General features: G+C 62.2%; 11 protein-coding genes and 1 pseudogene. 3 read left to right on the forward strand and 9 right to left on the reverse strand.

What is annotated here, in order from left to right:
* Window positions 1-127 precede the first annotated feature (127 nt).
* Complete coding sequence (locus tag Q0R16_RS11820) at window positions 128-385, reverse strand: hypothetical protein (RefSeq protein ID WP_295636101.1); 258 nt, start codon at window positions 383-385, stop codon at window positions 128-130.
* Between the two features lie 176 nt (window positions 386-561).
* Window positions 562-744 carry a hypothetical protein gene (locus Q0R16_RS11825; protein ID WP_295636102.1) on the reverse strand — a complete coding sequence of 61 codons (183 nt, stop codon included), beginning with the start codon at window positions 742-744 and terminating at the stop codon, window positions 562-564.
* A 70-nt stretch (window positions 745-814) separates the two neighbouring features.
* Between Q0R16_RS11825 and Q0R16_RS11830 the strand changes: the two genes are divergently transcribed.
* Complete coding sequence (locus Q0R16_RS11830) at window positions 815-1357, forward strand: hypothetical protein (RefSeq protein ID WP_295636103.1); 543 nt, start codon at window positions 815-817, stop codon at window positions 1355-1357.
* 366 nt (window positions 1358-1723) lie between these two features.
* Entirely contained in the window at window positions 1724-2281 is a 558-nt protein-coding gene (locus tag Q0R16_RS11835; RefSeq protein ID WP_295636104.1) for a DUF4337 domain-containing protein, read from the forward strand.
* A gap of 212 nt (window positions 2282-2493) precedes the next feature.
* Here Q0R16_RS11835 and Q0R16_RS11840 read toward each other — a convergent pair.
* The 5 genes and pseudogenes from Q0R16_RS11840 to Q0R16_RS11860 all read right to left on the reverse strand — a co-directional run.
* Window positions 2494-2970: pseudogene (locus Q0R16_RS11840) on the reverse strand (amino acid-binding protein); the annotation flags it as partial.
* Window positions 2971-3295: 325 nt separating this feature from the next.
* Entirely contained in the window at window positions 3296-3772 is a 477-nt protein-coding gene (gene rraA / locus Q0R16_RS11845; protein WP_295636105.1) for a ribonuclease E activity regulator RraA, read from the reverse strand.
* Entirely contained in the window at window positions 3769-4575 is an 807-nt protein-coding gene (locus tag Q0R16_RS11850) for a class I SAM-dependent methyltransferase (protein ID WP_295636106.1), read from the reverse strand. The genes rraA and Q0R16_RS11850 overlap by 4 nt, the downstream gene beginning before the upstream one ends.
* A 12-nt stretch (window positions 4576-4587) precedes the next feature.
* Window positions 4588-7752, reverse strand: coding sequence for a TonB-dependent receptor (locus tag Q0R16_RS11855; RefSeq protein ID WP_295636107.1), 3165 nt, complete (start codon window positions 7750-7752; stop codon window positions 4588-4590).
* 64 nt (window positions 7753-7816) lie between these two features.
* On the reverse strand, window positions 7817-9277 hold the full coding sequence (locus Q0R16_RS11860) for a tripartite tricarboxylate transporter substrate-binding protein (protein WP_295636109.1): 1461 nt from the start codon (window positions 9275-9277) through the stop codon (window positions 7817-7819).
* A gap of 152 nt (window positions 9278-9429) precedes the next feature.
* On the opposite strand from Q0R16_RS11860, the gene Q0R16_RS11865 reads away from it, so the two are divergent.
* Window positions 9430-10731, forward strand: a complete 1302-nt coding sequence (locus Q0R16_RS11865) for an MFS transporter (RefSeq protein ID WP_295636111.1) — start codon at window positions 9430-9432, stop codon at window positions 10729-10731.
* A gap of 21 nt (window positions 10732-10752) precedes the next feature.
* Here Q0R16_RS11865 and Q0R16_RS11870 read toward each other — a convergent pair whose 3' ends face one another.
* Both Q0R16_RS11870 and Q0R16_RS11875 read right to left on the reverse strand, forming a co-directional pair.
* Window positions 10753-11589 (reverse strand): hypothetical protein, encoded by an 837-nt coding sequence (locus Q0R16_RS11870; RefSeq protein WP_295636113.1) that lies wholly within the window; start codon window positions 11587-11589, stop codon window positions 10753-10755.
* A 16-nt stretch (window positions 11590-11605) separates the two neighbouring features.
* Window positions 11606-12343 carry a hypothetical protein gene (locus tag Q0R16_RS11875; RefSeq protein WP_295636115.1) on the reverse strand — a complete coding sequence of 246 codons (738 nt, stop codon included), beginning with the start codon at window positions 12341-12343 and terminating at the stop codon, window positions 11606-11608.
* Between the last annotated feature and the right edge of the window lie 28 nt (window positions 12344-12371).

Raw genomic sequence — 12371 nt, forward strand, 5'->3', positions numbered from 1 at the left:
GCCGCCGCGACAGCCCGCTGCTCAGCGCAATCCGCACCGCCTCACGCTTGAAATCTTCTGTATGCTTCTTCATCTCATCGGTCTCCTTGATCGAGTGTTAAACTCTCAAGTGACCGGCGCAAAACCGTTACAAGTCCAGCCAGCGTGTCAGTGTGACGAGGTCATCGAGGCTTGCCCCTTCGGTGCGCTGGAGCAGCGCAAGCACTTGGGCCGCCTTGGTCGTGCGGGCCTCGCCGCTAGAATCACTAGCGGAGGCCTTGTTGGAACCTGCAACGCCATCGCCAGCCGCTGCGGGGGCGATCGTTCCGGGCAAAGTCGATGCATAAACCTCACGGGCCATGCGGCGGGCGCGGCGCGCAGGCTGGATCGTGGTGGTATCGGTCATGAGGTGGTCTCCGGTTGCGGAGCAGCGCGATGCTGCTCCCACCACCCACGGCCCCGCCGGTTGACCGGTCGGGGCGGTCACCGATCTCAAAGACCCGTGCGACTCACGCAAACACAGATGCTCGATGCAGCGTCAAAGTCGAATGGTATCTGACGGTTAGTGCGACAAAGCTGGACCTAGACTTGGTGGCAAACCAGAGCACTGGTTGCGGTATGGATGACGCCGCCGACGGCCAGGACATTGTCGACCTGCTCGCAACGCGCATAGGCATGATCATGGAGGATCCCAGCGTGGTCGCGCCAACCATTGCTCCCCGCCACGACTCTGCGCGCGACGAGGCGATCGATGATCTCGAGCATGCCGCACGGCAAATCACGGCGCTCGTTGGGGCGATCCGGGCAACCTCGACATCGTCGCGCAGCCCGCCCGGTGATCCTTGCACGCTTGGCCGGACGCGACCTGGCGTTCGAACGATACCGCCGGATGGTGCGCTACCGCCGCACGCCGAAGGATCTCGATCGCAATCTCGACACATGGGACGAGAGCTTTCGGACGATTGGTGAGAATGCAACCGATGTTGGCAATGGCTTCTACGAACTGCCGAGCGGCGATAACGACACAATCGCAGCTGTCGGACCAAAACTCGACCTGCCCGTGGCGGCACTGATCGGGCCGGTCTGTAGTTCGGCGATCTTTTCTTTCGCGCAGCGCGCAAAGGAATCGGGGCTGGTCCGACTGTTCGGCGAGACGAGCGGTGGCAACCTTCGCGGCATCAACGGCAATGGGTTTTTCTTTGTCCGTTTGCCGGCGAGCGGGCTCGAGTTCGACATGCCGATCGTCGGCAATTTCCGGAGGTGGCCACAGCCCGACCGAGGCGTCCTGCCCGACGTTATGGTGAAACCGACCGCGCAGGATTTCGCTGCCGGTCGGGACGCGGCGATGGAAATGGCGGTTCGATCCATCCGAAGCTGAGCGCTTGCCAGACTTTGGCAGCCTCGAGTGCAATTCTGGAATTGGATGAATGACTGGCAGCTATTGCCGACTTCGCTGTGGCTCCCGAACGTCTGCTCTCGCGGCGATCTGGTGGCAAACCATGCCTATCGTGACGATAGGAGAATCGTTCGCGGAGCAAGGGGATTCGTCAAAATCTCAACATTACTCGGCAGGGTACCAAAGTCGGCAGGACCTCTTATTCGACGTTCCCCATACCCGCAAGTGGCTTTTCCGGGTCGAACTTCTAATCGGCACCGATCCGGTCGATCCACTGGCGGTTGGGATCGCGCATCCCCATATCGTTCCGGGTTGAGGCAGGCGCAAACTGCCGGGGTAAGCAGCATCATGGAAATCGAAGTAAGTGCTGAGGCAAAGGACAAGCGGCTAAACCGACTGGTGGCGATCACGGTGGTGGCGCTTTCGGTGTTCACCGGCTTATGCGGGATCAAGGACGGCAACATTGTCCAGAACATGCAGCAAGCGCAGGTCACCTCCATAGATCGTTGGAACGAATATCAGGCCACCCGAACTAAACTTCACCTTGCGCAATCGAGCCGCGAGCAGATCGCGCTGCTGGCGCCGGATCTAGCCAAGGCCGCGCCAACCCTCGTCAAGCTCGACGCCGAGATCGCCAAGTACACCACCGAGGCGCCGAGGCTGGCCAAGGAAGCCAAAGAGCAGTCATCTGCCTATGACGAATTCAACCGCCACGACGACCAGTTCGATGCCGCCGATGCTGCGCTAACAACTGCGATCTCGATCGCCGCGGTGGCCGCTCTGGTTGAAAGCCTGCCGCTACTCGGTCTGGCGTGGTTGTTCGGGGCGTTTGGCCTCGTCATGGGCACGGCCGGATTCCTTGGATTGGGCCTACACCCCGACATTTTAGCGCGACTTCTAGGGTGAAGATTTTCGGCGAAAAGCTTGTCATTGGGTGGCTTCATGTTGCGTTATCGATGGAGCGGAAGCTAGAGATGGTACCTTGGCCTGGATCTCGATGATGCCCTGACATTGTCGGAAAGAACTGAAATTTAAACCTTTGCTGGCCCTAATCCAACGGTTATGCGTCACTGGCGTGCGGTAATGTTCGGCATTTCTGGCCCTCTGTCTCGTCGGCCTCAAGAATCTGCCGGCTCGATGGAAAAGTCGACCATGATCTCGTCGGAGATGCCTTCGAGCGCTTCTCGCACGGATTGATCTGAAACTGTCGTAGGGACCAGCATCTTCACCTTTGCGCGGAAGAGCGGTGCGCCCGACAACGCACTCGCCTCGATCGTAGTCGTCAGTTCTTCGATATTGACGTCCAGCGCGGCGAGCACGGCTGTGGCTTCGTGGACGATGCCCGGGCGATCTGGCCCAACGATGTCGAGCCCCACTGGCTCCCCTTCCCGCTCGTCGACGTCGGTGACTTCTACACGCTCCAACTTCAGGCCAATCGCGTCAATCCTTTGGGCGGCGTCCCCTAATTCATCAAGGCGGCTCTCGGGCAATTCGACGAGGACCGAGCCGACATACCGGCCACCGAGCCTCGACAAGTGGCTTTCCAGCCAATTCCCACCGCCTGCGTGAACAGCTTCGGCAATGGCCCGCGTGAGCCCCGGTCGGTCACATGTCGACCGACCTCGATTTCCCCGTACCGGTTGGCTCGCGCTTGCGCGGGCCCTCTATGCCTTCGTCAACCACGGTTCAAACCCGGGGTCTGCTGACCACGCTCACGGGTAGGTTGACCGATGTCGAGCTTGAGAACGAACGCGGCAGCAACGGGTTGTGCTATTTGTTCGGCACCAGACCGGCGGCAAGACATTCGCAGTCGGCGTCGATGCCGCACCCGAAAGGCAGGCCAAAGGTCGCAACCCCGATCGAACCAAGCCTATGCCGGGACGTAGCGCAGGCCTCTTCCCGGCAGCGCTGTGGCCGCGCCTATTTCGGTGCGGCGAGGAGCAAAATGCCGTCCTCGTCAGCATAGAGCCGGTCGCCGGGCCGCACCTCGACACCCGCGATCGCCAATGGAACGCCCACCTGGCCTTCGCCCAGCCGGATCGACTTGCGCGGCGTGGTTCTAAGCGCCTTGATGCCGATGTCGAGCGTCTTAAGCACTGCAGAATCGCGGACACTTCCGTAGATGACGAAGCCAGCCCAGCCCGATGCGATGGCTTGCGTCGCGATCATGTCACCCAGCAACGCCGCGTGCCGACTGCCGCCGCCGTCGACCACCAGCACCCGGCCACGGCCCGGCGTCGACGCCAGTTCCTTGATCCGGCTATTGTCCTCGAAGCACTTCACGGTTTCGACTTCGCCGGCAAAGCGGGTACGTCCGCCAAAATCGCGAAACGACCAGCCGAGAACCCGCGCGGCGTCGCCATGCTCGTCGTAGAGATCGCACGTCGTGAAGCTCATGGAACCCGCCGCGCCGTGTACAAGGCGCTGAGCACGACATTGGGAGCGCTGCCGGCGAAATCGTGCTCGACCAGATGCGCGATCGCATCGAGCAACGTGTTCCGCTGGTCTTGGGGCAAGGCCCGGACATAGGAATAGCTGGCATAGAGCGCGCGCGCTTCGGTGGCGTCCAACCGGCGTTCGCGGCGAAATAGGGTGTGGCGGATGTCGACGAAGCCGGCGTTGCGCAGCGCCTCCTCGTGCAGCGCGCGATTGAGCGAGTAATGCCCGTCCGGCCCTTCGGACGGAGGCAGCGCGATCCCCTCGATCAGCGGTGAAATGGCCTGGGCCAGCGTGTCGCCATGCCCCGGATTGCGATAGGCATTCCACCACATTGCCCAGACGCCGCCCGGCTTCAGCAACTGGCTGACGCGGGCGAGCGCCGCGGCTGGCTCCATCCAATGGAAGGCCGCAGCGCACACGATCAGGTCGAATGGCCCCTCGAGGGATTCTTCGGGAAACGGCGCATTGACGAGCGTCAGCCGCGGGTCGGTGATTTGGTCGGCGATATAATCGATCAGTGCCGCATCGGGCTCAACGACGACCAGCTCGGCGGGTGCGCGTTCCAGCAGCGATCGCGTGGCAATGCCGGTGCCGGCGCCGATTTCGAGTACCCGCGGGTTTGCCGGCACATCGGCAAACACCAGATCGAACAGCGGTTCGGGATAGCCGATGCGGCCGGCCTGGTAGCCAGCCGCATCGCTTCCGAAAGCTGAACGCCCCGCCGATCGCGGGAGCAAAACATCCGCTGGACGTTCAGCCATCGATACCTTCCTTCAGAACTTGACCTTCCCCGAGACGAACCATGTACGCCCGATAATGTCGTACAAGGCCGAATCGGTGCGCAGAGCGGCCGAATTGACATAGGGCGGAGCTTTGTCGCCAAGGTTGGTGACGCCGGCGCCGATCGAGAAGTGATCGTTGAAGGCATAGTGGGCGTCGAGGTCGAAGTAGCTGTAAGCGGATACGCCTGGCGTGGTCGCCGCTGGATTTACGACCTGATCGACATGCTTCATGCCGCCGATGTAGCGCCAGCGCACGGTGCCAGAAAAGCCGCCGACCGAGTACGTGACGCCGGTATTCGCCTTCCACTTGGGGTGCGAAATATCGCCGGTGCCCGGATCGTAGCCGATGCTGCCGGCGTAGTTGAGCGTCGGCGAGCCGAGCAGGCCGGCAACCTTGTAGTCCTTCAGGTACGAAACGATCGAGTTGATCGCGATCTTGCCCGCGCGCGGGGAAGCTCCCAGCGCATCGAGCCCGAAGCGCCAGTTGACCTGCGTGTCGATACCGCTGACGGTATAAGTGGCAAAGTTGAACAGGCCCTGCTGGCTCGACGTGATCGCGCCACCTGACGGATCACGCTGTATCCGAAGGCAATAGGCATTGGTCGACGAGTAAGTTGGATTGCTCACGCCATCCGAATTAAAGCAGCGAGGCAGAATATCGGTGAGGTTAAGTGTACCAACCGCATCCGCAATTTTTATGTGATAATAATCAACCGAGACCTGAAAATTACGGAACATTGAACTGTTGAAGCTCGGCGCAATAACAACGCCAATGGAGTATGTATTTGCCTTTTCAGGCGTCAGGGTGGCGTTGCTGCCGGTCGTGCCTTGAACAGAGCTGGAGCCATACGTGTAAGAGCCTATCAGCGCTGAGGGCACTCCTTGTGCGAGACAAAGCGTTTTCACTTGCGCGGCGTTTGCACCGTTGCGGTAGCTGCCGTTGATGTCGCAGGGATCGCCCCCAAGCCCCGTAAGTGAAGCATTGTTGATAGGAACCTGGGCATTTGTGACGGGGCCAAACAGGTCTTCCAGGCTCGGCGCGCGGATGGCTCGCGAATAGCCGCCACGGAAGCGGATCTGATCCACCGGCGCCCAGCTCAGATCGGCCTTGAACGTGCTCTGGCCCGAGAACGTGTCATATTTGGAATAGCGGTAGCCGAGATCGAGCGAGAGCTCCTTGGCGAAGGGCTGATCACTGAGCAGCGGCACCAGCAATTCACCAAAGACCTCTTTGACCTTCTGCCTTCCCGATGCCGCAGAGATCGACCCGAACGGCAATGAGTCACCCGTGATGAACGCGTTGTCCGGCTGGTAATTGAAGCTGTTCTCGCGATAATCAGCGCCGAGGGCGAAACTCAGTTCGCCGCCGGGAAGCTTGAGCAACGGACCACTGACGGTCGCCTGGACGACTTTTTGCATCAGCGTGTTGATATTGTGGTCGGTACGGCCAGCATATTGGAGACAAGCAGCGGTGAGCGGGTGGTTCCCCAGCGGGTTCCACGCATAGCCTGTACATGTGCCGGCACTGCCGGTGTAATTGGCCGTGCCGTTGAGCAGCGAGGTTATGGCCGAAATGCTGGCATCGCCCGCGGTCGTATTGTCGAATTGGGTATGGCCGAGCGAACCGTAAGCGTCCCATTTCAGGCGCGTGCCGGGAATGTCGCCCTTGAAGCCGATGACCCCCTGCCACACGTCATATTTGAACGTTTCCACGCGGTTGCCGAAAGGCGTGAGCAGGGCAGTCACTCTCAAGGTGCCGGTCGGCGATGCCGGCTTGCCCGAATTGAGAATGGACAGCAGTGCGGCGTTACCCTGCACGAACGGGTTGCTCACCGGCAGTTGCAGCGTGAGCGAACCCGATTCCTTGCTCGAACCTGGCCCCGTGACGTCCTTCGCCGACGATTCCATGAAATTGAACTGGCCGTAAGCCGTGATGTGATCACCCAGCGCGTAGTCGGCATTCGCAAAGACGTTGTACTTGGTCAGCGGCACCTGCACGTCAAACAACTGCCCGAGCGCGACCTGAACCTTGTAGCAACGCGGATCGAGATCGCCGTTGCCGATATTGACACCCGGAGCGGTGCCCAGGCCGCGGTAGTTCTGCACGCAATTCGGCGCGGCCTTGGTCGTGAAAATCGTCCCGTCGGTATTGACGCCGATCGAGCCATTGTACGTTCCCGAACCGGCGATCGGCGTTGTCCCTGCATAGCCCGCCAGCACCGCGTTGACGGCAGCGATGGTCGGCGCACCGCCAGCATAGTTGCCGGGGTTGATCATGCCTTCGGGCGGCCGCGCCAGTTCGCGGGTGTCGGTGAAGAAGGGACGCGTCGAACCCAGGACGGTTGCGCGATCGGAATAACCGAACGCGAGCATGGCATGGCCGCGATCTTCGGCAAAGCTGCCGCCGATAATGCCGCTGACCTGGTTGGTGGCACCGTCACCCATGGTTGTCGCGCCGTGCTGCACGTCGATTTCAACGCCGCTGAACTTGTGCCTGAGCTTGAAGTTCACCACGCCCGCGACCGCGTCCGAGCCATATGTCGCCGATGCACCGCCGGTGATCACCTCGACATTTTCGATCAGCGCCGTCGGGATGGTATTGAGGTCGATCGCCCCGCTGGGGGCCGACGACATCAGCCGCCGGCCGTCGAGCAGCACCAGCGAACGGTTAGGCCCAAGGCCGCGCAAATCGCTGTAGGACTGGCCGCCCGCGAACGAGAGGCCCCCGCCTTGCACGGTCGGGTTGCTGTTGCTGGCACCCTGACCCGCCGCGAATTGCGGCATCTGCCCCAGCACACCATCGAGCGAGGGTGAACCCGCAGCGGCGATCGCCGTCGCATCCACAGTGGAAATCGGACTTTCGGACTTGAATTCGCGCCGCGCGATGAGCGAGCCGGTCACCACGATCTCGGCAGCGGCTGCCGGTGCACTTTCCGCGCCCGCCTGCTGCTGATCGGCCGGCTTTGCCGGATCGGCCGGAGCACTTTGCGCCAAAGCTGGATTGACGAATCCCGACAGCGCGATCGCGCTTGCGCCGCATGCGAAAACGGCACGACTGATAGCTCGCCTCATGGTTCCTCCCGATGGACCTTTGCGGTCCTTGACGATGGTCAAGATTGACCTCGTGAACTTGCGAGGGTGGCGATGGGTCAGCAATCCGTCATATGTCGCACGCTGGAAATTCGGGCGATTCCATCTCCGGCGAATGGCGGATAGGACGCTAAAATCGCAGGTCTTCCAGAAAATGCGCCGAGAATTCGGATCGGTTGGGAAGTTCCGACTTGGCGTAGATCGACTGTGCCTGTTGCCTCACGGTGCGCTCGCTGGTGCCACGCGCCGCGGCGATTTCCTTGAACTGAAGTCCCTTCAGGATCATCCAGCCGATTTCCACTTCGGCGGCGGAAAGACCCCAGGCCACCATCTGCCGGGCTATTTCGCCCCGCTCGCCGGCGTGGACCTTGTTGCCCGTATCCCCGGCCGCCTGAACCTGCGCGCGAATTTCACCGAGCGCATCGAGTGCCCGTTCGAGCTCGCGGTCCTTGATCTTGGCCGAGCGCCGCTGCCAAGCCACGGCCAGCCCCAACAACGCCGCGATGAAGAAGCCGAGCAGCGCATAGCGCCACGGGCGGACCAGCAGATCGTGCAGTCCACTGTCCCATCGCGAACTTGGGCCGGGGCCGGGCAGCAGGGTCTTGATGCGCAGACGGTCGGCCGCGATCCTGGCCTTGAAGCCCAGTTGCGGATCGCTGGGCGACCGCCATCCCTGCGCCGCGAGTTCGCGCGCCCAGGCCGGGCTGGCGAGCAGGCGTTCGAATGCCTGACCGATCGCCTGCCGTTGGTCTTGCGGCGTCCTTGGTGAAATGAACGCGCCTTTCCAATCGGTCACGACCAGGTCGAAGCCCGATTCGCGCAAGGTGGGCAAGGCGATGCGGGGAAATCTGTCCGCCGTGGAAATCGCCAACAAGCGCAACTTGCTCCTGCCCGGATAGGACGCGAACTCTTCGTAACTGCGAATGGCCACGAATTGCGGCCCGTCGGCCAGGCGATCGAGCACTCGTTCGCCGCCGCCCGGCACGGCCACGAATTTGAAGTGGTCATGCGCGACACCCAGCTTTGCCGCTATCGACCACAGCAGCACTTCGTCGGCACTACCGGGTGAGCCGCCGACCCAGGTCAGACGATCCGGATCGGTTCGCATCACTTCGACGAGATCGCCAACCGAGCGTATGGGGCTGTCGGCCCGCACGCCGATGGTCAGCGCGACTTCGCTGAGCTGGCACACCGGCTCAAGATCGGTGAGCGAGACGAGCGAGTGATTTTCCGCCTCGGCCCCCAGGATCGTCACGCCGCCGATGAGTATGGTGGGTTCGGACACATCCGCCTGGCCTTCGAACTGCGCAAGCGCGATCAACCCACCCGCGCCGGGCGATCGGCGGATTTCCACGTTCCGCACGATCCCTTCGGCGCGCATTGCAGTCGCTACCGACTGCGCCGTCTTGTCGAAACCGCCACCAGCCGATGCGGGGACGATGATCACCAGATTGTCCAGATCGGGACGATCGGGCGCGGGACGATCAAGCGCTGGCGCTGCGCCGCCATGGACCGGCAACGCCAACAGCAGGAGGACGCAGATGATCCGCAACAGCCGCAGTTTGATGTCCTCCCCCGTTCGGCGCCGCATTAGCGACTGTTTTCGACTCCACGCAAGGCTTGCCGACACTATCGGATTGCCGTTCATAGGTCATCTGGCGGATTGGTCTCCCATCGTTGATCCCATAGTCGGCATCGTATTCCAGCGAACGGGCCGGAACCAACACCTGCGGGGAGGAAGCCATGACCAGGAGCCACGAAAGCGGAGCCGAGTCGCCCTTTGCCGTGATCGGAAAAGTGCTCCGGGTCGCTTCGGGAAACTTCCTCGAACAGTATGACTTCTTCGTGTTCGGGTTCTACGCGACGTATATCGCCAAGGCCTATTTCCCGACCGGCAGCGAAGTGGCGTCGATCATGCTGTCGCTGGCGACATTCGGCATCGGCTTCCTGATGCGTCCGATCGGCGCGGTGGTATTGGGCGCCTACATCGACCGGGTCGGCCGGCGGCAGGGATTGCTGGTGACGCTTGGCATCATGGCGATCGGCACGCTGACGATTACATTTACCCCGGACTATTCGCGGATCGGATTGTTCGCGCCACTGATCGTTCTGGTCGGGCGGCTGTTGCAGGGCTTTTCGGCGGGCGCCGAACTGGGCGGGGTTTCGGTCTATCTGGCCGAGATCGCCAAGCCGGGGCGCCGCGGCTTCTACGTCGCGTGGCAATCGGCCAGCCAGCAGGTCGCCGTCCTGTTCGCGGCCGCGCTCGGGTTCGGGCTGACATCGTACATGAGCGAGGGCGAAATGGCCGCCTGGGGCTGGCGCATTCCGCTGGCGGTGGGCTGCGCGATCATCCCGCTGATCTTCTGGCTGCGCGGATCACTGGAGGAGACCGAGGCGTTCGAGCACATGCAACAAAAGCCGCACAGCTTTCGCGAAGTATCGGCGCTGCTGGTCGCGAATTCGAGGCCGATCCTCATCGGCATGATGCTGGTCGCCTTTACCACCACATCGTTTTACATGATCACCGCCTACACCCCCACATTCGGCAAGACCGAACTGAAGCTGGCGCCGAACGCTGTCCTGGCCGTGACGGCGGTGGTCGGACTGGCAAACCTGTTCTGGTTGCCGGTCGGCGGCGCGATCTCGGATCGGATCGGCCGCTATCCCATGCTGTTTGCCATGCCCGTAGCCGCGATCCTGACGGCATACCCGCTTTTGGCATGGCTGGTCGTTGCGCCGAGTTTCACCAGGCTTCTGATCGCGGTGCTCGTGCTCTCCACCTTTTACGGGATTTACAATGGATCGATGGTCGCCTTCCTGACCGAATTCATGCCACCATCGATCCGGACTGCAGCGTTCTCGCTGGCCTATAGCCTCGCCACCGCCATATTCGGCGGCTTCACCCCGCTGGTCTCGACCGCCTTGATCAAGCAGACCGGCGACAAGGCCATTCCCGCCGTCTGGCTTTCACTCGCGGCGGTCGTCAGCATCATTGGCGCGCTGCTGGCCCAACGGACGAAGCGGATCGAGATAACGGCCGACTGACCGGTATGAACCCGCCAGGCTTCAGTGCCCAGCGTCCGCCTCAGCCGGACGCTGGGGGAACCACCACAGGCACAATCCTATAGCCACGAGCAAGGCCAGCGAGGCGATCGGTCGGCTGAAATCGAGCCCGCCCTTGGCATGTGGCTTGTCGAGGAAATCGCCCACGGTCGCGCCGAGCGGCCTGGTCAGGATGAACGCCGCCCAGAACAGCGCGGCGCGCGACAGCGCGGTGCGGAAATGCACGAGCGCTACCACGGCAAGCGCCGCGCCGAAGATCAGCGCGCCGCCCGTAAAACCGATCTGGTGGCCCATGATCGACGAATCCGCCGTCCAGTCACCCAGCGCCGTTCCCAGCGTTTGCGAGAAGGTGATCGTCGTCCAGTAGAACATCTCCGCCTTGGGTTCGCGCACGCTTTCCACCGCAACTGTGCCCATCACCGCGCGCCACGTCGCCAGCGTCGCCAGCACGCAGGCGAGGAGGATCGCCGAACCCAGCGCATAGCTTGCGTTGGTTCCTTCCCCCAGGAAGCGCGTGCAGAAATCGGCAAGCGTCGTGCCCGCAGTGGTCGAAGCGATGATCGTCGCCCAATATAGCAATGGATGGAACGCGCGTGCACGAATCTGCGCGGCGACCAGCAGGATCAGCGGAACGATCAGGATGCCGGTGCCGATCAGGTAGCCGATGTGCGCCGCCCCCATCGGGTTGGCGGTGGTTTCGCCCAGCCAGGTCATCGTCACGCTGTCGCCGGCGGTTTCGCCCAGCGTCGTCGCGAAAATCTTGATGATCCAGAAGCCCAGCGTGACCGCGGGCACTTTGCTGAGGGCGTCGGTAATGGCCGACCGTTCGTTGCTAGTCATTGTCGCAAATCCTCCGTCAAAAATCGAGTTTAAGCGCGGTGTAAAAGGTCGTTTGGCGGCGGTTGAGCCCTTGCCCGAACGATCCAATCAGCGAGTAGGGCCCGGAAAGGTGGATGAGTGCGCCAAAATTCACGCCATCGATCCTACGGTCGCCGATCGCGCCGGGGCCTTGCCCGTAATATTCGACGCCAACCTGGAAGCCCTTGCGCACCTCGCGGGTGACAACCACGCCCTGGACCCAGAAATCGCGGTTCCCCGCGCCGGGATTGATCGTGTAGCCGCCGCCGCCGAACACCGTGGTCTTGCCGAAATCGCGCTGGACCCAGATCGGCAGCAGCAATTGTGCGTGCCGCGACCCGCGACCCGTCGGCACGAACACGCGCGGGAAAAACGTCAGGTCGACCGACGCGGTATCGGCCTTCTGGTGGAGCAGTTTGAACTTGGCCGCGAGCTGGATGTCGCCGGTATCGAGCGGGGCGCCCGTCTCGACATGCAGCGGCAGCACCATCGTCAGTTGTACATCCTTCACTGCGCCATAGTTGAGATCGAGGCCCATGTCGGCGCTGGTCACTCCGCCCTCGCGGCTGCCGCCGACGAAATTGTAGATCTCCCACTTATGGTAGTCGGTTGGCTCGGGATCGTCGGTCACGAAGGGTGGGCCGGCATAGGCGGGCGTCGACCAAAGCGCCGCGGCGGCGGCCAGGCTGGCCAGCACCCATCCAAGGCGCATGGATCGTCGGCGTGTGTCGCGCATGAAATTCGTGTCCTTGGGCAAATGACGC

The sequence above is a fragment of the Novosphingobium sp. genome, assembly GCF_025351285.1.
In the GTDB taxonomy this organism is placed as follows: domain Bacteria; phylum Pseudomonadota; class Alphaproteobacteria; order Sphingomonadales; family Sphingomonadaceae; genus Novosphingobium.